Genomic DNA, 19,770 nt, shown 5'->3' on the forward strand with positions numbered 1-19,770 from the left:
GTAACCGAGTCCTTGGGTACGTTCTCACCGGATGCGACCGTCACCGGGTTCCGTTGGCGGCGAACCCTGCGACCGAGGCGGCGTTGGTCTTCGTGACGAACGCCGGCCCGGTGAGCACGGGAGACACCCCGCCGCCGCTGATGTTGCCGTTGGTCCGGTACAACCACAGCGCGTCCACGGCGAGATAGCCCTGGAGGTAGGGCTGCTGGTCGACGGCGAACTGGATGTCACCCCGGCGGACGGCGTCCACCAGGTCCTTGTTGAGATCGAAGGTGGCCACGCGCGCCCCGGTGTCCGCCTTCTTGGCGGCGTCGGCCACGATGAGGGCCTCCTGCGCGCCGTTGGCGACCACCTCGTCGATGGTCGGGTCCTGGCGCAGCCGGGCGGTGACGATGCCGGAGACGGCGCGTTCGTCGGTACCGTCCACGTAGAGGTTCTCGATCTCTCCGTCGAACGTCTTCCGCATGCCGGCGCAGCGCGCCTCCAGCCCGACGTTGCCCCGCTCGTGGATGACGCAGAGGGCGTGCTCGGCCTTCAGCTCGTTCAGCTTGTTGCCGACGGCCTGGCCCGCGACGCCGTCGTCCTGACCGAAGTACCCCAGCAGCCCCGTCGACTTCCAGGCGCCGATACCGGAGTTGAGTCCGACCACGGGGATGCCCGCCTCGCGTGCCTCCTTCACCGCGCCCTTCATCGCCTGCGGTTTGGCCAGCGTGAGGGCGATGCCGTCCACCTTGTCGCGGACCGCGTCGCGCACCAGCTCGGCCTGGCCGCCCGGGTCCGCGTCGCTCACATAGGTGAGGTCGATGCCGTCCTTCGCCGCGGCGGCCTCGGCGCCCTTGCGCACCCTGTCCCAGAAGGCGTCCCCCTCACTGCCGTGCGTCACCAGCACGACCCTCATCCCGTCACCGGCCGCGCCCGCGCTCCCGGAGTCCGAGGAGTCGCCGGCCACGTCGAAGACGGAGCAGCCGGTCACCAGCAGGCCGACGGCTGCCGCGAGCACGGCCGGGCGGACGGGCCGTCTCGGGGAACCGTGGGACGGGGGACGAGTGTTCATGAGGGAGCGGACCTCGCTGTACGGCCGAGCAAGTGAGGAGACGGAAGCAGGGGCGGAGTCGCGGGGGTGTTACGCCGACCGGGTGACTCTCGCTGGCCGGAGCCAATCGCGTCGCACCACTGGTAGTCAAGTGAGGGACCACGTGAAGTGAGACGCCGCTGCCGCATTGTGATGAACGGTGAGTTCCGAGGTGACAGGGGTGACCGCCCCCTTCTCCCCGCCAACCGCGCGGCCGGTACGGAACCCGGACGGGCCCGCCCGACAGGCGCGGACGGACGTGCTCCGGATCAACCCCGAAAGATTTCTGGGTTGTTGGCGGGACACGGTGACACATCGCGACGATTTCCGCCCGGAACCGCCCGCCGTTCTCTTCTGCCGAGGCAGCTGCCACACTCGGATACCGGACGTGCTGTTTTCTTTCCGCGTCCGAACTTGAATTGCCGGATGTGTACCACATCACGGGACGAACCGCTGGAACGAACGCCGCCACAGGGTGAGTTATCGTGTGCGAGAGGTAGAAACAAACGGCATGACCCGTTCCTTTCCGGCTCAGGAGTTCAGTCGATGGCGAGGCAGGTACGCGCCGAGCAGACCCGCGCGACGATCATCACGGCCGCCGCCGATCTGTTCGACCGGCAGGGGTACGAATCGACGAGTCTCAGCGACATCGTCGAGCACGCCCGTGTCACCAAGGGAGCCCTGTACTTCCACTTCGCCGCGAAGGAGGACCTGGCCCACGCGATCCTGGAGCTCCAGTCCGCCACCTGCCGACGACTGGCCAGGGACACCGAGACCCGCGGCCACACCTCCCTGGAGGCGCTGATGCGCCTCACCTTCTGCATAGCCCGCCTGTCGGCCGAGGACCCCGTGCTGCGGGCGGGGCTCCGGCTCGCCACGGGGGGCACCCGGCCGCGCCCTCCGCTCAGTCACCCCTTCGCCGAGTGGACGGACATCGTCACCGCCCGGCTCCTCGGCGCGGTCAAGGAGGCCGACGTCAACCCGGAGGTCGACATCGAGGTCGTGGCCCACTCCCTCGTCTGCTTCTTCATCGGCACCCGGGTCGTGGGCCGGTCCCGGGAACCCGTCGCCCGGCAGCCCCGCCGCACCGCGGAGATGTGGCAGATCCTCATCAGGGGCCTGGTGCCGGTGACCCGCAGGGCGCGCTATCTCAGCCTGGCCGCACGGCTGGAGCGGGAGATCGCCCCGGTGTGACCCGCCCGGCCGTCCCCGCCGGTGCGGCCGGTCACACCGGCCGGCGCCGCGCGTTACGGTGAGCCGCATGCCCGACACCCCCACCGCTCCCGTGCTTCTCGGCAACCGGCCCGGCTCGTTCCCGCACGGCGTGCTCGCCGAGCGGCACCCCGCGATCATCCGGCAGGTGCGCGACGCCTTCCCCTACGAGCCCGCGCAGCGGCACGCGCTCGACGCGCTGCTGGCCAACTGCACCGAAGGCGCGATCGAGGCGCTCCCCGCCGACGCCCACGACCGGGACCGCTGGAGGGCCTGGGGGATGGACACGTACACCGGACAGTCCTGGTACGACGTGCCCTGGCTGTGGTCCGAGAGCTGGTTCTATCGTCAACTGCTGGAAGCCGTCGGTTACTTCGGCCCCGGCCCCTGGCAGGGCATCGACCCCTTCCGCCCCTCCAAGCTCGCCGAACTCGACTCGTCCGAGACAGATGAGGAACTCGCCGCGCTCGACGACCTCGCCGGGCGGCCCGTGGACGAACGGGGCCGGGCCCTGCTGCACGGCTCCCTCTGGGGAAACCGCGCCGACCTCGGCTTCCGGCTGTCCGCCGAGGGAACCGACCTCGCGGCGGCCGTTCCCGCGCTGGTGGCCGACGACAGCGAGCGCCTGTGGTCGCTGCTGGACCCCTCCCACGCGGGCCCGACGAGCACCCTGGTGCTGGTCGCCGACAACGCCGGCCGCGAACTCGTCCCCGATCTGCTGCTCATCGACCACCTGCTGGCCCACGGGCACATCGGCCGGGTGGTGCTGCACGTCAAGCCGTACCCGTACTACGTCTCCGACGCCACCACCGCCGACGTCGTCGACGCGCTGCGTCGGCTGACCGACGCCGGGGCGGCAGCGGCCGGTCACGGGCGCCGGCTCCGGGACGCCCTCGCCGACGGACGGCTCGCCCTGCGCGCGCACCCCTTCTCCTGCTCCCCGCTGCCCTACGAGGAGATGCCGGACGACCTCCGCGCCGACTTCGCCCGGGCCGCCGTCACCATCGTCAAGGGAGACCTCAACTACCGTCGTCTGGTGGGCGACCGGCAGTGGCCGCCGACCACGCCGTTCGCGGAGGTCACCGGGTACCTCCCGGGGCCGGTCGCCGCCCTGCGCACCCTGAAGTCCGACGTCGTCACCGGCCTGGCCCCCGGTACGGAGGAGGCGCTGGTCGCGGCCGAGGAGCAACGCTGGCGCACCAGCGGCACCCACGCGCTGATCCAGGTGCGGCCATAGCACGCCCCGCCCCGTTTTCGGCGCACAGGCGGGGTTTCACGCGATGGTGTGATCATGGACGGGCCGGTGGATGCCGCCACGGGCCCACGGGTAGTGCCCGGCCATGTCTTCAGTGTCCTCGGCGTCCTCAGCGTCCTCGGCGAGTCAGCCGTTCGAACTTCCGCACTTCTACCTGCCGCACCCCGCGCGGCTGAACCCGCATCTCGATCAGGCCCGCGCCCACTCGTCGGTGTGGGCACGCGAGATGGGCATGCTGGAGGGCTCCGGAGTATGGAACCAGGCCGACCTCGACGCGCACGACTACGGCCTGCTCTGCGCCTACACCCATCCCGACTGCGACGGGCCCGCCCTCTCCCTCATCACCGACTGGTACGTGTGGGTCTTCTTCTTCGACGACCACTTCCTGGAACTGTTCAAACGCAGCCAGGACCGTGAGGGCGGCAAGGCCCACCTGGACCGGCTGCCGCTGTTCATGCCGCTGGACCCCGCGACCCCGGTCCCCGAGCCGCGGAACCCGGTCGAGGCGGGCCTCGCCGACCTGTGGGCGCGCACGGTACCCGCGATGTCCCAGGACTGGCGCGCCCGGTTCGCCCTCGCCACGGAGCACCTCCTCAACGAGTCGCTGTGGGAGCTGTCCAACATCAACGAGGGGCGGATCGCCAACCCCGTCGAGTACATCGAGATGCGCCGCAAGGTGGGCGGCGCCCCCTGGTCGGCGGGGCTCGTCGAGTACGCGACGGCCGAAGTGCCCGCCGCCGTCGCCGGGTCCAGGCCGCTGCGGGTGCTGATGGAGACGTTCTCCGACGCCGTGCACCTGCGCAACGACCTGTTCTCCTACCAGCGCGAGGTCGAGGACGAGGGCGAGAACAGCAACGGCGTGCTCGTCCTGGAGACCTTCTTCGGCTGCACCACGCAGGAGGCCGCCGACACCGTCAACGACATCCTCACCTCGCGGCTGCACCAGTTCGAGCACACCGCGTTCACCGAAGTGCCCGCGGTCGCCCTGGAGCAGGGCCTCGCCCCGCACGAGGTCGCGGCCGTGGCGGCGTACGCGAAGGGGCTGCAGGACTGGCAGTCCGGCGGTCACGAATGGCACCTGCGCTCCAGCCGGTACATGAACGAGGGCGCGCGGCGGACCGGCCCGTGGGCGGGCCCGACCGGGCCCGGTACCTCGGCCGCCGACGTGCGGGGGCTGCTCGCCGCGGGTGCGGTGGGAGCACCTCCCACGCCGTCCGGGCAGTGGGGGAGGCTGCGGGCCCACACCCATGTGCCGTACCAGAAGGTGGGCCCGTCCCTGATCCCCGACATCCGGATGCCGTTCCCGCTGGAGCTCAGCCCGCACCTCAACACCTCCCGGAGCACCCTCGCCGACTGGTGCCGGCGGACGGGCATCCTCGCCGAAGGCGTGTGGGACGAGGACAAGCTCGCCGCCTACGACCTCGCGCTGTGCTCGGCCGGACTCGACCCGGACGCCACTCCCGAGGCGCTCGACCTCAGCGCCCAGTGGCTCGCCTGGGGCACGTACGGCGACGACTACTACCCGCTGGTCTACGGACACCGCCGCGACCTGGCCACCGCGCGGCTGACCACGGCACGCCTGTCGGACTGCATGCCCGTCGACGGCGAGCCGGTGCCCCCGGCGGCCAACGCCATGGAGCGGGCCCTGACCGACCTGTGGGCACGCACCACGGCGGCCATGACGCCCGAGGAGCGGGCCGTCCTGAAGAAGGCCGTGAACGACATGACCGAGAGCTGGTTGTGGGAACTGGCCAACCAGATGCTGCACCGCGTGCCCGACCCGGTCGACTACCTGGAGATGCGCCGGCAGACCTTCGGTTCCGACCTCACGCTCGGTCTGTGCCGGATGGGCCACGGTCCCGCCGTCCCGCCCGAGGTCTACCGCAGCGGCCCGGTCCGCTCCCTGGAGAACGCGGCCATCGACTACGCCTGCCTGCTGAACGACGTCTTCTCGTACCAGAAGGAGATCGAGTACGAGGGCGAGATCCACAACGCGATTCTCGTCGTGCAGACCTTCTTCGGCTGCGACTACCCAAGGGCCCTCGGCATCGTCCACGATCTGATGAGCCGTCGCCTGGACCAGTTCGAGCATGTCGTGGAGCACGAACTGCCCGTGCTGTACGAGGACTTCGAACTCCCTGCGGAGGCCCGGGCGATCATGCGGGACTATGTGCTGGACCTGCGGAACTGGCTGGCGGGCATCCTGAACTGGCACCGGAGCGTGGACCGCTACAAGGACGAGTGGCTCTCGGGCCGGGTCCACGGCTTCCTGCCGGACCGCACACCCCCGCTGCCCGTGCTTTCCCTCCTCTGAGGGAAGCCGGTCCCAAGCCGCAACGCCGGGCGGGATTCCCCGCCCTCTCCACCCCTCACCCCCTCGACCCCTCGACCTCTTCTGCGCCGTCCGCGCCGTCCGCGCCGTCCGCGCCCGTCGTCGCCGGGTTCGGCGTACTCGGCGGGCCCGGTCCGGGGGAGAGAAGGCGACACGCCCGGCTGAACGCGGCGGACCGGCTCGCGCGGCCCTCTTCCGCCGGGCAGGATGCTGCCCATGTCCACACGTAGCGGAACGTAACCGTACGTATCCCGCAGATGTGTCCCGGGAGGCCCGGATGACCGCCGGTACGCTCGCCCCCTTCACCGCCGAGGGCTCCGTCGCCCGTATGGAGGGCGTACGGAAAGCGGTCATAGTGGACTGAGTGGCCCCAGACGTCCCGCAACGTCCATCGAACGACACCAGGCGCGACCATGACCCAGGCACCGACACCCACCCCGGACACCGTCCGCCGACTGGTCCGTACCCTCCTGGAGCACGAGGGGGGAGGCGCGGACCCCGCCGCCGGACCGGACGGAGTGGACGTGCGGCCCGTCGGCGAGGGCGCCGAACCCGCCACCTGGTGGGTCGGCACCCGCCATGTGCTGCGGCTGGCCCCCGACCGGGCGGCGAGCGCACGCAGGCGCCGCGAGCTGCGGCTGCGCGAACTCGTCCGGCCGCACGTCCCGGTCGCGGTGCCGTCGAGCGCGGCGCACGGCGAGTGGGCGCCCGGCCTGGTCTGCACCCTGGACACCAGGCTGCCCGGCGGGTCGGCGGAGGAGCACCGGGTGTCCGCCGGGGGCGAGGCCGACCTGGCCGCGCTGCTCACCGGGCTGCGCGAGGTGCCGGTGCGGCAGGCGGAGACGCTGGGCGTGCCGCGGGTCCCCCCTCGCTCCCTGGAGTCCCTGCGCCGGGCCGCCGGACAGGCCGCCGAACGGCTCGCCGAGGCCGACGAGTTCGCCTCCGGTCGGCTGCGGCAGCTCACCCCGTCCGCCGCCGTCCAGCTCGTCGCCCAGCCCGCCTCGGCGGTCCTCGTCCACCACGCCCTCACCGGCGCGCATCTCGTGGTCAGTGCCGAAGGCCGGGTACGCGGTGTCCTCGGCTGGGCGGAAGCGGTGATCGGCGACCCCGCCGAGGACATCGCCGGTCTGGCGTGCGCCGTGGGCTCCCCGGCCGCCGTACGCGCCGCCACCCTCGCCGGCTACGGCGCCCGCCCCTGTCTGCGCGGGCTCTGGCTGGCCCGTTGCGACAGCGTCCTGCGCCTCGCCGAGACGCTCGGCGGCAGGGGCACCGACCCGCTGCCGCTGCTGCGGGTCCGGCTGCGCCGGGCCTGGGAGGCGATCCTCCTGGAGCGGGTGACGGACCTCCGCGGCACCGACGACATGCCCTGAAGACATGCCCGGGGGCACGCCCGGCCGCCGGGGCCCGACGCCCCGGCGCTCACCGATAGGAAGGCCCGGCTCGGGGAACCGGTACCGAGTGGGACGACACGGCAAACACTCGGGGCAAGGCGCCCCCACCGGGGCCGTCCACCTGAAAGAGTCGTGTCCATGCAGGTCTGGCCTGGCGAGGCGTATCCCCTCGGTGCCACGTACGACGGCGCCGGAACGAATTTCGCGGTCTTCACGGAGGCCGCGGACCGAGTAGAGCTGTGTCTGCTGCACGACGACGGCTCCGAGACGGCGGTCGAACTGCGCGAGAGCGACGCGTTCGTGCGGCACGCGTACCTGCCCGGCGTCATGCCCGGACAGCGCTACGGCTTCCGTGTGCACGGGCCGTACGCCCCCGAACGGGGGCTGCGCTGCAACTCGGCGAAGCTGCTGCTCGATCCGTACGCGCGTGCGATCAGCGGGGCGGTCCGCTGGGGCGAGGAGGTGTACGGCTACCACTTCGACGCGCCCGAACGGCGCAACGACCTGGACTCGGCGCCGCACACGATGACGTCGGTCGTGGTCAACCCGTACTTCGACTGGGGCGACGACCGGCTGCCCCGGACGGAGTACCACCACACGGTGATCTACGAGGCGCACGTGAAAGGTCTCACCATGCGCCATCCGGGGCTGCCGGAGGAGCTGCGCGGCACCTACGCGGGCCTCGCGCACCCGGCGCTGATCGAGCACCTGACCGAACTCGGTGTGACGGCACTGGAACTGATGCCGGTTCACCAGTTCGTGAACGACCACCGGCTGGTGGACATGGGCCTGAACAACTACTGGGGCTACAACACCATCGGTTTCTTCGCCCCGCACAACGCCTACGCGTCCTGGGGCGACCGCGGTCAGCAGGTGCTGGAGTTCAAGTCGGCGGTGAAGGCGCTGCACGAGGCCGGTATCGAGGTCATCCTCGACGTCGTCTACAACCACACCGCCGAGGGCAACCACCTGGGCCCGACGCTGTCCTTCAAGGGCATCGACAATCCGAGCTACTACCGGCTGGGACACGACAGGCGTCACTACACCGACACGACGGGGACGGGGAACTCCCTGCTCATGCGGTCCCCGCACGTACTGCAGATGATCATGGACTCGCTGCGGTACTGGGTCACCGAGATGCACGTCGACGGGTTCCGCTTCGACCTCGCGGCGACCCTGGCGCGGCAGTTCCACGAGGTGGACCGGCTCTCGTCGTTCTTCGACCTGGTGCAGCAGGACCCGGTGGTCTCCCAGGTGAAGCTGATCGCCGAGCCGTGGGACGTGGGCGAGGGCGGCTACCAGGTGGGCAACTTCCCGCCGCTGTGGACCGAGTGGAACGGCAAGTACCGGGACACCGTGCGGGACCTGTGGCGTGGCGAGCCGCGCACGCTCGCGGAGTTCGCCTCCCGGCTGACCGGCTCCTCCGACCTGTACCAGGACGACGGGCGGCGCCCGCTGGCCTCGATCAACTTCGTGACCTGCCACGACGGCTTCACCCTGCACGACCTCGTCTCGTACGACGACAAGCACAACGCGGCCAACGGCGAGGACAACCGGGACGGCGAGAGCCACAACCGGTCCTGGAACTGCGGCGCCGAGGGCGGGACCGACGACCCGGAGGTGCTGCGGCTGCGGGCCCGGCAGATGCGGAACTTCATCGCGACGCTGATGCTCTCCCAGGGCGTGCCGATGATCAGTCACGGCGACGAGGTCGCCCGCACCCAGCACGGCAACAACAACGCCTACTGCCAGGACAACGAGCTGGCCTGGATCGACTGGCCCGCGGAGCCGGACCAGCGGGATCAGCAGGACCAGTTGCTGGCCTTCACCCGTGCGATGGTGTGGCTGCGCAAGAACCATCCGGTCTTCCGCAGGCGCCGCTTCTTCCACGGACGGCCGGTGGAGGGCACCCACGACGACCTGTCCGACATCGCCTGGTTCACTCCGGAGGGGGCGGAGATGACCCAGCGGGACTGGGACTCGGCGCGGGCCTCGGCGCTGACGGTGTTCCTCAACGGCAACGCGATCTCGGAACCCGGCCGGCGCGGCGAACGCATCACGGACGACTCGTTCCTGCTGATGTTCAACGCCTCCCCCTGTCCGCTGGAGTTCGTGGTACCGGTCGACCACGGCCGGCAGTGGCAGGTCGTGGTCGACACCGCCCGCGAGGACTGCGTGCCGCCGGGCACCGGCCCGAAGGTGCGGGCCGGCGCCCGGCTGCCGCTGACCGACCGCAGCCTGACGGTGCTTCAGCGGCCCGCCTAGGCCGGCCCGCCGGGCCGGCCCGCTCAGGCCGGTCCGGCGGCAGCCGGGTCACTGATGACAGGAAGGGCGGCAGGGCGGGTACGTACGTCTGCATGACCCCTGAGCGACCCGACCCCGCGGTCCCCACCGCCACCTATCGGCTGCAGCTGCGGCCCGACTTCCCGTTCGCGGCCGCGGCGGCCGCGGTGCCGTACCTGGCCTCGCTCGGGGTGTCGCATCTGCACCTGTCCCCCGTCCTGGAGGCGGTGCCGGGCTCACCGCACGGCTACGACGTGGTGGACCACGCGCGCGTGCGTGCGGAGCTGGGCGGCGAACAGGCGCTGCGATCCCTGTCGCGCACCGCGCGGGAGCACGGGCTCGGCCTGGTCGTGGACATCGTCCCGAACCACATGGCGATGTCCCCGCGCCACAACCGCGCCCTGTGGGAGGTGCTGCGCGAAGGGCCCGCGTCGCGCCACGCGCGGTGGTTCGACATCGACTGGGAGGCCCAGGGCGGCCAGGTGCTGCTGCCGGTGCTGGGCGGGCCGCTCGGCGCGGAGGCCGACCGGCTGAAGGTCGACGGCGACGTGCTGCGCTACCACGACCACGCGTTCCCGCTGCGCGAGGGCACCGCCCACCTGCCGCTGCCGCAGCTGCTGGACGCCCAGTGGTACCGCCCGGTGTGGTGGCGTCTGGCCCGTACGGAACTCAACTACCGGCGGTTCTTCAGCATCTCCGAGCTGATCGGGGTACGGGTCGAGGACCCGGAGGTGTTCGAGGCCACCCATGCCGAGATCCTCCGGTTGCTGCGCGAGGGCGTGGTCGACGGGCTGCGCGTCGACCACCCGGACGGGCTCGCCGACCCGGACGGGTATCTGCGGCGGCTGCACGCGGCGACCGAGGGCCGCTGGACGGTGGTGGAGAAGATCCTGTCCGACGGTGAGCCGCTGCCCGCCTCCTGGCCGGTCGCCGGCACCACCGGCTACGACGCCCTGCGGCACGTGGACGGCCTGTTCACCGACCCGGCGGGGTTCGGGGAGCTGCTCGGCCAGTACCGGCGGTTCGCGGCGCCGCAGACGGACCGGGGCGGCGAGTGGGCGGCGACGGTACGGCGGGCCGCGTACAAGGTGCTCACGCACGAGCTGGCCGCCGAGGTGGACCGGCTGACCCGGGTGACGCACCGCCTGTGCGCCGGCTCGCCCGCGCCCGCGCTGCGCGACCGCGCGCCCTGGGCGCTGCGCACCGCGCTCCAGGAGCTGCTGGTCCGGCTCGAGGTGTACCGGACCTACACCTCCGTGGACCCGGCCGGCGTGGTCACCGAGGAGGCGGCGGCCGCGGCACGGCTCGCGTTCGCCGTGCCCGAGGAGGCCGGGGCGGTGGACGTCGTACGGGACCTGGTGCTCGGGCGGTACGGCGACGGGCCGGAGCAGACGGAGTTCCGTACGCGGTTCGCGCAGACGGCGTCGGCGCTGCGGGCCAAGTCGGTGGAGGACACGGCGTTCTACCGCTATGTGCCGCTGCTGTCGGCGACGGAGGTGGGCCAGGACCCCGGCGCCCCGGCGGTGTCCCCGGAGCGGTTCCACGCGTACTGCGCGCGCGTACAGCGCGACTGGCCGGCGACGGGGACGGTGGTCTCGACGCACGACACCAAGCGCAGCGCCGACGTGCGGGCCGCGCTCCAGGTGCTCACCGAGTGCCCGCGGCGCTGGGCGGACGTCCTGACGGAGGTGACCCGCACCGGCGGGGGCGTGCCGGACGCGCAGCTGGCCTGGGCGGCCTGGCAGACGGTGTTCGGGCTGGGCCCGGCGGACCCGGAGCGGGTGGCGGGGGCGCTGCTCAAGCATGTGCGCGAAGCGGGGCTCCACACGAGCTGGACGGAGCAGGAGCCGCCGTACGAGGAGGCGGTGGCCCGGTTCGTGACGGCGGGGCCGTGCGGGGCGCCGGGGGAACGGGTGACGGCGCTGCGGGCCTCGCTCGAGCCGCACATCCACGCGAACGTGCTGGGCACCGCCCTGGTCCATCTGACGATGCCGGGCGTACCCGACGTCTACCAGGGCACCGAGTTCGAGTACCGGGCCCTGGTGGATCCCGACAACCGGCGCGCGGTGAGCTTCCCGGACGGCGAGCCGTCCGACCCGGACACGGGCGTCGGCAAGGACGCGGTGACGCGGGCCGCGCTGCGGCTGCGGGCGCGGCGGCCCGAGGCGTTCGGCGACACGGCGTCGTACGAGCCGCTGGCCGCCGAGGGGCCCGGAGCCGCGCACTGTGTGGCGTTCGTGCGCTCCGGTGCGGTGCTGACCGCCGTGACCCGGCTGTCGCTGCGGCTGGTGGAGGCGGGCGGCTGGCGGGAGACCCGGCTGGCGCTGCCCCCCGGCCGGTGGGCCGACGTACTGGAGCCCGGCCGGGAGTTCACGGGGCACGCGCGCGCGGCGGAGCTGTTCGAGCGGTCGCCGGTGGCGCTGCTGGAGCACGTCGCACGTCCCCCGGGGCCTTCCCCGTCGAACCCTTGACACCGTTCCGCGGCCGTGGGGTACTGCGCAGTGCGACGCTTGGTCGATGACTGGGGACGACTGGGGACGACTGGGGACGACGGGGGGTGGGTCTCCTGCCGGAGCTGCGCTATCCGACGGTGGCCGAACTGCTGGCCTCCGCACGTGCGCTGACGGTCCAACGTCCCGGTCTGAGCGTCCTGCGGCAGGTGGGGGCCTCCCGCGCGGGGCGGCCGCTGCACCTGCTGTCCGTGGGCCACGCCCGGCGTGCCGTGCTGGTGGTCGCCGGCGCCCATGCCAACGAACCGGCCGGCGGGGGCACCCTGCTCGCGCTGGCCCGGCGGGTCCTGGTGGAGAGCGAGCTGCGCAACGGCACGTCCTGGCACTTCCTGCTGTGTGCGGACCCCGACGGGGCGAGCCTCCACAGGACGTCGCCGTCGCACAGCCTGTACGACTACCACCTGGGTTTCTTCCGTCCCCAGGGATCGGAACAGCCGGAGTGGGCGCCGTCGGTGCTGCCGCCCGGCCGGCTGCCGCCCGAGACCCGGGCCCTGACCGGGGTCATCGACGAGCTGCGGCCCTACCTCCAGGTGTCGCTGCACGGGACCGATCTGGGCGGCAGCTGGGTCCAGTTGACGAGGGACGTGCCGGGGCTCGCCGAGCCGTTCGCCAAGTCGGCCGCGGAGCTGCACATTCCGGTGGAGACCGGCGCCTCGGACGCGGCCGGCTGGCCGGTGTCCGGCCCCGGGGTGCGGGTGATGCCCGCCCCGGGGGCCGGGCCGGCGTACCCGAGCCTGCCGGACGACGCACGGCACAGCACCTGGTACCGCGCTCACCGGTACGGCGGTCTGACAGCGGTCGTCGAGGTGCCGATGTGGGCCGCGGCCCTGGTGGACGATCCGGGCCCGCATCCGGCACCGGCGGCGGAGCTGCGGCGTCTCGCGGACCGGCTGCAGCGGGACGCGTGGAAGGTGCGGCAGGTGCTCGAGGAGGCGCGGCCCGGGGCCATGACGGGCGCCGGGGCCGCCGGCGGTCCGCTGCTGCGGGCGGCCACGTGGGGGCTGGAGCTGGTACCGGGACTGGCCGGCGACCTGATCCACACCCCGCCCGCGGACGGCACGAGGGCGTACGTGAGCAGCGTGGACGCGTTCACGCGCCGGGTGCCGCTGCGGGCGGCGGCGATGCTGCTGCGGGAGCTGCGGGAGACCGACGCGCACGCGGCGGCGCGTCTCGACCGGCTGGTCGCGTTGTGGAGCGACGCCTTCGCCGTGCACTTCCGGGCCCGCTGGGTGCCCGTGGAGCACCAGGTGGAGCACCAGGCCCGCACGGTCGTGGCGGCGGCACTGCACGCCCGCGCGTGACCGGGCGGCGCGCACCGGCGAGGAGAGGGGAGCCGGAGCGGACCGCCCCGGCTCCCCTCTCCCCGCCCACTTACCTGCTTGCCTACTTGCCTACGCCTCGTTCAGGGCGAACACGGAGCCGGTCCGGGCCCTCATCACGCACGCGTTCGGGAAGGTCTCCGTGTACTCGACCGGCTGCCCCCGCCACTGCCCGCGCGCGTGGGCGGTCACCGGGGCGTGGACCATCGTGCAGATGGTGTCCCGTGCCGGGATGTCGGAGATCCGCCCGTTCGCCGCGGCGAGTTCCGCGCAGGCGTCGGCGGCGCGCGGATGCCCCTGGGGCGGGTCGCAGCTGAGCACGGCGCCGGACTTCGTGCCGGTCCGGGTCTCGCCCCGGTCGACGCCGACGGCCAACCAGGTGTCGGGGGCGGCCGCGCCCCGGGGGCCCGCCTGCGCGGGCGCGGGCGCGGTGCAGACGAGGAGGGCGATCACCGCGAGCAGCGCGCCCCGTACCGCTTTCACTGAGGTGCACGTGGTGTACATGGTGTACGTCATTCCAGATGCATCGGCACGGCGGTGCCGGAACCCCAGCCCGGCTCACCCGAACGGGAACGTGCGACCGGAGACCGCCACGTCGCGCCGCGCCGCGCCGCGCTCAGTTCGCCGCGAGCCGGTACGTCATCCGCCCGAAGCCGACCTGGTCGCCCTCGCGGACGACGGCCGCGCCGACGACCCGACGCCCGTTCACCGTCGTGCCGTTGGTCGATCCGAGGTCCCGCAGCACCCACAGGCCGCCCTGCCGGTGGAGCTCCGCGTGCACCCGGGAGACCGTCTCGTGGTTGAGCCGCAGCCCGTTGGCGGGATCGCGTCCTATGCGCAGCGGGTGGCCGGTCGCCGGATGGGGCAGCAGCAGCTTCGGCAGCCGCTCGGCCCGCCACGCTCCGCGCAGCCGCACCGTGAACCCGGAGACCGCCTCCACGGAGGAGAACAGCACGCGTGAGAAGCGGCCCTCGGTGGGCAGGTCGGCGGTGAGCGGGGCGAGTTCCTCGGGAGACCGGGCGGCCAGGGCGAGTTCCATGCGCCGGATGAACGTGTCGTGGGACAGCCGTCCCACGGCGGCACCGTCCCGCAGCACCTTCAGCGCCTTGTCCCGTTCCACGTCGGAGATCCGCGCGGGGTACGTGTTGAACTCGAAGGACGACGTCACGCTGCTGATTGTCGGCCAGCGCGGGGCGGACTGTCCAGGAGACCGGAGAAGCGCCGTCCCGGCCGTCCCCACGGTTCCCGCACCTCCGGCGGCGACACCCGCCGCAAAAGGATCATTCTCCGGCGGATCGGTCTTCCATGCAGCACGATGGACGGGCTACATCACGGTGAGCAGACGAAGGGGAACCGTCCGTGCAGTTCGAGGTGTGGGCACCGCAGGCCGGCAGAGTGACGCTCCAGTGCGACGGCGTCACGCGCGCGTTGGCGCGCGATCCGGAACGGGAAGGGTGGTGGCGCGGGGAGGCCGACGCGCGCGACGGCTCCCGGTACGGCTTCTCCCTGGACGACGGGCCCGTGCTGCCCGATCCGCGCTCGCGACGGCAGCCGGAGGGGCCCGACGGCCCGAGCGCGGTCGTCGACCACGAGGCGTACGCCTGGCGCGCCGCGTGGGACGGGCGCCCGCTGCCCGGCGCCGTCCTGTACGAGCTGCATGTGGGCACGTACACGCGCGAGGGCACCTTCGACGCCGCCGCCGAGCGGCTGGAGCACCTCGCCGGACTGGGCGTCACCCATGTGCAGCTGATGCCGGTGTGCCCCTTCCCGGGCCGCCACGGCTGGGGGTACGAGGGGGTCTCGCTGTGGGCGGTGCACGAGCCGTACGGCGGACCCGAGGCACTGAAACGGTTCGTCGACCGCGCGCACGGCCTGGGACTGGGCGTCGTCCTCGACGTGGTGCACAACCACCTGGGGCCGTCGGGGAATCACCTCCCGCGGTTCGGCCCGTACTTCACCGACACCCACCACACCCCGTGGGGCGCCGCCGTCAACCTGGACGCACCCGGCTCCGACGAGGTGCGGGCGTATCTCGTGGAGAGCGCGCTGGCGTGGCTGCGCGACTACCGGATCGACGGGCTGCGCCTGGACGCCGTGCACGCGCTGGCCGACACGCGCGCTTACCACTTCCTCGAGGAACTGTCGGCGGCCGTGGACGCGCTGGCCGCCGACACCGGCCGGCCGCTGTTCCTGATCGCCGAGTCGGACCGGAACGACCCCCGGGACATCACCCCCCGCGCGGCGGGCGGCCACGGGCTGCACGCGCAGTGGAACGACGACTTCCACCACGCCCTGCACACCGCGCTGACCGGTGAGTCGCAGGGCTACTACGCCGACTTCGCGCGCGCCCCGTTCGCGGCTCTCGCCAAGACGCTCCGCGGCGGTTTCTTCCACGACGGCACGTACTCCACGTTCCGCGGCCGGCGTCACGGCCGGCCCCTGGACCGGACGCGGGTCGCCGGGCACCGGCTCCTCGGCTACAGCCAGACCCACGACCAGGTCGGCAACCGGGCCCGGGGGGACCGGCTGGCCGCGCTGGTCTCCCCGGGCCTGCTGGCCTGCGCGGCGGCCCTCACCCTGACGGCCCCGTTCACACCGATGCTGTTCATGGGCGAGGAGTGGGCGGCCGGCACACCCTGGCAGTTCTTCACCGACCACACCGACGCCGAGCTCGCCGAGGCGGTGCGCGACGGCAGACGCCGGGAGTTCGCGGCGCACGGCTGGGCCGAGGAGGACGTGCCCGACCCGCAGGATCCCGCCACCCGCGACCGCTCCTGCCTCGACTGGTCGGAGCCGGAGCGCGAGCCCCACGCACGCGTGCTGGCCTGGTACCGGCAGCTCGTCGCCCTGCGGCACGCCCAGCCGGACCTCACCGACCCCGACCTCGCCGACACCAGGGTGGTGCACGACGAGGAGCGGCGCTGGCTGGCCTTCCGGCGCGGGGACGTGCTGGTGGCCGTGAACCTGGGCGGCGAACCGGTCCCGATCGCGCTGGGCGTCCCGCACGCGCGCGTGCTCGCCGCCTGGGAGCCGGTCGACGTGCCGGGCGCCGACGGGGTGCTGCACCTGCCCGGCGAGTCCGTGGTGGTGCTGCTGCAGGATTGAATCCTCCCCCGCGCCATCTCGCCCCCTCACGGCCTCGCCCGGGACACTCCGTCCCCCCGAACCCTTCGAGGGACCGTACGTACGACAGCCGCACGAACACGCCTCGATCCCACAGCCGCCACCCCCGCCAGCGGCCACGGGCACACGCGTTCGCACGGCCCCGGCGACAGCGGTACGGGGGCGCCGCGCCCCGGACCGGATGCGGCGACGCTCCGCGCCGCGACACCCGGATGGGCTTCCTTCCTCGGCGTGAACGCCGGGGCCTCCTCGCAGGGAACAGGTGAATCCGACCACTCTCGGGGAGCGGTCATGGCAGAACAGTCGTGTGGAAGGCGGAAGTTGAGAAACGACCCTGCCATCGGGCTGCACCGCGCACCGCATGCGGAGTACTCTCCTTGATCGTTGGGGCTGGGAGTGCTCGGGGGAGCGGAAGGCGGTGCGCGGGTGGGTTCGGGAGGGCTGGAGCTGCCCCCTGGTGGCGAGGGTCACGAGGGAAACTCCACGGACGTCCCGCCCGGTGCGGTGTCGTTGGCGCGGCCGATGGACGCGGGCTCGATCGGACCGGACCTGGACTGGGGCGCCGACGACTGGCGTGAGGTGCGGACCCGTGCCCAGCGGGCCGGCCGCGCCTACATCTGGCTGAACCTCGTCGAACAGCGGCTGCGTTCGGTCGTCGCCGCCGTGCTGCGTCCGATCTACGAGCCGATGCACGGCGACGACTGGGTGGTCGCCGCCGCCGGACCCGCCGGACAGGAGTGGGTGCAGCGCGCGGTCGCGGTGCGCGAGGTCAGCCGCCGCAAGGGCTATCTGCTCGACCCGGCCGACGACAACGTGCTGTCCTTCCTCACGCTCCCTCAGCTGCGGGAGCTGATGGTCCAGCACTGGCCGTGCTTCGAGCCGTACTTCGACGACCGACGCGACGTCGAACTGGCCCTGGACGAGCTGGAGGTCACCCGTAACGTCGTCTCCCGCAACCGGGCGCTGTCCGAGGCGGTGCTGAACCAGGCCGAGCGGGCCTCGGCACGGCTGCTGGAGATGCTCGGCGCCGACGGCGACGTGCCGTCCGCGCGCCGGCTGCCCGTCGACGCGGTGGAGGACCTGGTCGGCGACCGGTACGCGGACGTGGTCGCCGTCCACCCCGACCGGGTGCGGCTGCTCCGCCAGTTCCCGGCCGAGGACATCTTCGGCGGCGCCCGCCGCCTGGACGCCATCGGCATAGGCCTCAACCTGCTGGTGCAGAACTTCTCCGGGCGCCGTCTGGTGCGGCTCGCCGAATCCGGCTGCCGGGTGCGGCTGCTGTTCCTCAACCCCGCCTCCAGCGCGGTCAAGCGCCGCGAGCGCGAACTCGGCCTCAAACGGGGGGAACTCGGCCGCGCGGTCGAGATGAACATCCTCCACATGCGCCGGGTGCGGTCCCGGCTGCGCGACCCGGGAGCCTTCGAGATCCAGGTCTACGACGAGACGCCCCGCTGCACGGCCTACCTCGTGGACGGGGACGGCGCCGACGGCGTCGGCGTGGTGCAGAACCATCTGCGCCGGGCCCGGGGGATGGAGGCACCGGTGCTGGTGCTGCGCAACGGCAGCAAGGTGGTCAAACCGGGTGAGGCCGAGGAGGGCGGGCTGTTCCCCACGTACCGCGAGGAGTTCGAGCAGATGTGGACGGATTCACGCCCGGTGTCGTGAATGCCTGCCTTGCGGTCGCCTGTCATGAACCCTCCCGATCGGTGAACGGAAGGCAACCTTCGGGTTGTCAGTGGTGCGTGCGAAGGTGGGAACCACTGGGGGAACGCACCACACAGAAGGGGGACGGCCCATGGGCTGGCACCGAGAGCTGCTGATCGGCTTCGACCTGGAGACGACCGGCACCGACCCGCGCGAGGCGCGGATCGTCACGGGGGCCGTGACCGAGGTCAGGGACGGAGAGCCGCTGGGGTGCCGGGAGTGGCCGGCCGACCCCGGGGTGCCCATTCCGGCGGAGGCGGTGGCCGTGCACGGCATCAGCGGGGAGCGGGCGGCGGCCGAGGGAAGCCCCGCCGGCCAGGTGGCCGACGCGATCGCCGACGTCCTCACCGCCCACCGGGACGCGGGCGTCCCGGTCGTCGCCTGCAATGCCGCGTTTTATCCACGCACCTCAGTCGCGTCTCAGTCGTCTCATCCGGCAGCAGCGTGCCAGGTTCCGGTCTGCGCCGGAGTGGGGGCCGCGTGATGACTTGGATCACTGGGCCTTTGGCGGCCTTCGACCTGGAGACCACGGGCACGGACATCGAGACCGACCGCATCGTCACCGCGGCGGTCGTACGCCTGGAGCCGGACGGGACCATCTCGACGGAACGGACCTGGCTGCTCGATCCCGGGGTGGTGATACCCGAAGAGGCTGCGGCGATCCACGGCATTTCGACGGAGCACGCCCGCGAGCAGGGGGTTCCGGCCCCGCGCGCCATTGAGGAAATCACACAGGCTGTCGCCGAGGTCCTGCACGCGGGGACACCTCTGGTCGTGATGAACGCGCGCTACGACCTGTCACTGCTGGACCGTGAGTGCCGGCGGTACGGGCTGGAGTCGCTCAGCGAGCGGCTGGGCGCCGTTCCCTCGCCAGTTGTCGATCCCCTGGTGATCGACAAGCACATCGACAAGTACCGGAAGGGCAAGCGTGCCCTCCACGCGTTGTGCGCGCACTACGGCGTGTCGCTCGACGCCGCGCATGACGCGAGGGCGGACGCGGTGGCTGCGGCCCGTGTGGTGCGACGTATGGGGAAGAAGCACCATTCCATCGGGATGACGTCCTCGGCTGACCTGCACAACCTTCAGGTGCGAGCAGCGGCTGAGCAGTCGGCCTCCTTGCAGGCGTACCTGAGGCGGACCACGAACCCGAGGGCAGTCGTCGAGTCTGCTTGGCCGGTCATCCCGCGCAGCTGATGACCCGGGTGGGTCAAGCCTCTCCGTGTGCGAGAGCCTGCAGAGGGGAGAGAGTGATGCGCCGCCGGGTGGGGTCGACGTCGAGAATCTTCACGATGAGAGGGGCGCCGACCCGAGTGACGTCCTCGGGCCCGGTGATGGGCTTCTCGGACAGGTCGGTGTTGTGGACGAGTCCTTCGAGGCCGTCCTCTCGGTCCTCTACGCGGACGAAGGCGCCGAACGGCACAAGCTTGGTCACGACACCGGCCACGACTTGGCCGACCTTCTGCAAGCGGGATTCCGTGCCGCGTCGGGCTCAACGGATCAGCGGCGAACGATGCGTGTGACGCGATCTCTTTGGTCGGCTGCCTCGGAGAGACGCTACACACAAGCCAT

General features: G+C 72.3%; 14 protein-coding genes and 1 pseudogene. 11 read left to right on the forward strand and 4 right to left on the reverse strand.

Features of this window, described 5'->3' with window-relative positions; genetic code table 11:
• Positions 1–40: 40 nt before the first annotated feature.
• The gene (locus JL475_RS21650; protein ID WP_202279471.1) at positions 41–1,054 is read right to left on the reverse strand and encodes a substrate-binding domain-containing protein; all 1,014 of its coding nucleotides are present in this window, start codon (positions 1,052–1,054) and stop codon (positions 41–43) included.
• Between the two features lie 564 nt (positions 1,055–1,618).
• On the opposite strand from JL475_RS21650, the gene JL475_RS21655 reads away from it, so the two are divergent.
• The 7 genes from JL475_RS21655 to JL475_RS21685 all read left to right on the forward strand — a co-directional run bounded on the left by JL475_RS21655 (position 1,619) and on the right by JL475_RS21685 (position 13,356).
• Positions 1,619–2,266 (forward strand): ScbR family autoregulator-binding transcription factor, encoded by a 648-nt coding sequence (locus tag JL475_RS21655; protein WP_202279472.1) that lies wholly within the window; start codon positions 1,619–1,621, stop codon positions 2,264–2,266.
• A gap of 67 nt (positions 2,267–2,333) precedes the next feature.
• Complete coding sequence (locus JL475_RS21660; protein WP_202279473.1) at positions 2,334–3,521, forward strand: damage-control phosphatase ARMT1 family protein; 1,188 nt, start codon at positions 2,334–2,336, stop codon at positions 3,519–3,521.
• A gap of 103 nt (positions 3,522–3,624) precedes the next feature.
• Positions 3,625–5,853, forward strand: a complete 2,229-nt coding sequence (gene cyc2, locus JL475_RS21665) for a germacradienol/geosmin synthase Cyc2 (protein ID WP_202279474.1) — start codon at positions 3,625–3,627, stop codon at positions 5,851–5,853.
• Between the two features lie 431 nt (positions 5,854–6,284).
• The gene (locus JL475_RS21670; RefSeq protein WP_202279475.1) at positions 6,285–7,241 is read left to right on the forward strand and encodes an aminoglycoside phosphotransferase family protein; all 957 of its coding nucleotides are present in this window, start codon (positions 6,285–6,287) and stop codon (positions 7,239–7,241) included.
• A gap of 159 nt (positions 7,242–7,400) precedes the next feature.
• Positions 7,401–9,527, forward strand: a complete 2,127-nt coding sequence (glgX, locus tag JL475_RS21675; protein ID WP_202279476.1) for a glycogen debranching protein GlgX — start codon at positions 7,401–7,403, stop codon at positions 9,525–9,527.
• 92 nt (positions 9,528–9,619) lie between these two features.
• A complete protein-coding gene (gene treY / locus JL475_RS21680; RefSeq protein WP_202279477.1) occupies positions 9,620–12,016 on the forward strand; it encodes a malto-oligosyltrehalose synthase in 2,397 nt (798 codons plus the stop codon).
• Positions 12,017–12,102: 86 nt separating this feature from the next.
• On the forward strand, positions 12,103–13,356 hold the full coding sequence (locus JL475_RS21685; RefSeq protein WP_202279478.1) for a M14 family zinc carboxypeptidase: 1,254 nt from the start codon (positions 12,103–12,105) through the stop codon (positions 13,354–13,356).
• Between the two features lie 90 nt (positions 13,357–13,446).
• Here JL475_RS21685 and JL475_RS21690 read toward each other — a convergent pair whose 3' ends face one another.
• Together JL475_RS21690 and JL475_RS21695 are read right to left on the reverse strand one after the other, a co-directional pair.
• The gene (locus tag JL475_RS21690; protein WP_202279479.1) at positions 13,447–13,890 is read right to left on the reverse strand and encodes an SSI family serine proteinase inhibitor; all 444 of its coding nucleotides are present in this window, start codon (positions 13,888–13,890) and stop codon (positions 13,447–13,449) included.
• 100 nt (positions 13,891–13,990) lie between these two features.
• Positions 13,991–14,542 carry a DUF1707 and FHA domain-containing protein gene (locus tag JL475_RS21695; RefSeq protein WP_202279480.1) on the reverse strand — a complete coding sequence of 184 codons (552 nt, stop codon included), beginning with the start codon at positions 14,540–14,542 and terminating at the stop codon, positions 13,991–13,993.
• A gap of 191 nt (positions 14,543–14,733) precedes the next feature.
• Here JL475_RS21695 and treZ point away from each other — a divergent pair, with 191 nt between their 5' ends.
• The 4 genes and pseudogenes from treZ (at position 14,734) to JL475_RS21715 (ending at position 19,395) form a co-directional block, all read left to right on the forward strand.
• The gene (gene treZ / locus JL475_RS21700; protein WP_202279481.1) at positions 14,734–16,479 is read left to right on the forward strand and encodes a malto-oligosyltrehalose trehalohydrolase; all 1,746 of its coding nucleotides are present in this window, start codon (positions 14,734–14,736) and stop codon (positions 16,477–16,479) included.
• A 444-nt stretch (positions 16,480–16,923) separates the two neighbouring features.
• Positions 16,924–18,162 (forward strand): SAV2148 family HEPN domain-containing protein, encoded by a 1,239-nt coding sequence (locus JL475_RS21705; RefSeq protein ID WP_202279482.1) that lies wholly within the window; start codon positions 16,924–16,926, stop codon positions 18,160–18,162.
• Between the two features lie 130 nt (positions 18,163–18,292).
• A pseudogene (locus JL475_RS21710) lies at positions 18,293–18,598 on the forward strand (exonuclease domain-containing protein); the annotation flags it as partial.
• 86 nt (positions 18,599–18,684) lie between these two features.
• Positions 18,685–19,395, forward strand: coding sequence for a 3'-5' exonuclease (locus JL475_RS21715; protein ID WP_202279483.1), 711 nt, complete (start codon positions 18,685–18,687; stop codon positions 19,393–19,395).
• A gap of 13 nt (positions 19,396–19,408) precedes the next feature.
• Here the strand turns inward: JL475_RS21715 and JL475_RS21720 are convergent, their stop codons facing one another.
• Positions 19,409–19,666, reverse strand: coding sequence for a S1 RNA-binding domain-containing protein (locus JL475_RS21720; protein WP_202279484.1), 258 nt, complete (start codon positions 19,664–19,666; stop codon positions 19,409–19,411).
• Positions 19,667–19,770: the final 104 nt, after the last annotated feature.

This window comes from Streptomyces sp. M2CJ-2, assembly GCF_016757295.1.
Lineage (GTDB): Bacteria > Actinomycetota > Actinomycetes > Streptomycetales > Streptomycetaceae > Streptomyces.

Coding starts and splice junctions, on each gene's coding strand:
- JL475_RS21650 (WP_202279471.1), bottom strand. CDS start 1,054: ATGAACACTCGTCCCCCGTCCCACGGTTCCCCGAGACGGCCCGTCCGC.
- JL475_RS21655 (WP_202279472.1), top strand. CDS start 1,619: ATGGCGAGGCAGGTACGCGCCGAGCAGACCCGCGCGACGATCATCACG.
- JL475_RS21660 (WP_202279473.1), top strand. CDS start 2,334: ATGCCCGACACCCCCACCGCTCCCGTGCTTCTCGGCAACCGGCCCGGC.
- cyc2 (WP_202279474.1), top strand. CDS start 3,625: ATGTCTTCAGTGTCCTCGGCGTCCTCAGCGTCCTCGGCGAGTCAGCCG.
- JL475_RS21670 (WP_202279475.1), top strand. CDS start 6,285: ATGACCCAGGCACCGACACCCACCCCGGACACCGTCCGCCGACTGGTC.
- glgX (WP_202279476.1), top strand. CDS start 7,401: ATGCAGGTCTGGCCTGGCGAGGCGTATCCCCTCGGTGCCACGTACGAC.
- treY (WP_202279477.1), top strand. CDS start 9,620: ATGACCCCTGAGCGACCCGACCCCGCGGTCCCCACCGCCACCTATCGG.
- JL475_RS21690 (WP_202279479.1), bottom strand. CDS start 13,890: ATGACGTACACCATGTACACCACGTGCACCTCAGTGAAAGCGGTACGG.
- JL475_RS21715 (WP_202279483.1), top strand. CDS start 18,685: ATGACTTGGATCACTGGGCCTTTGGCGGCCTTCGACCTGGAGACCACG.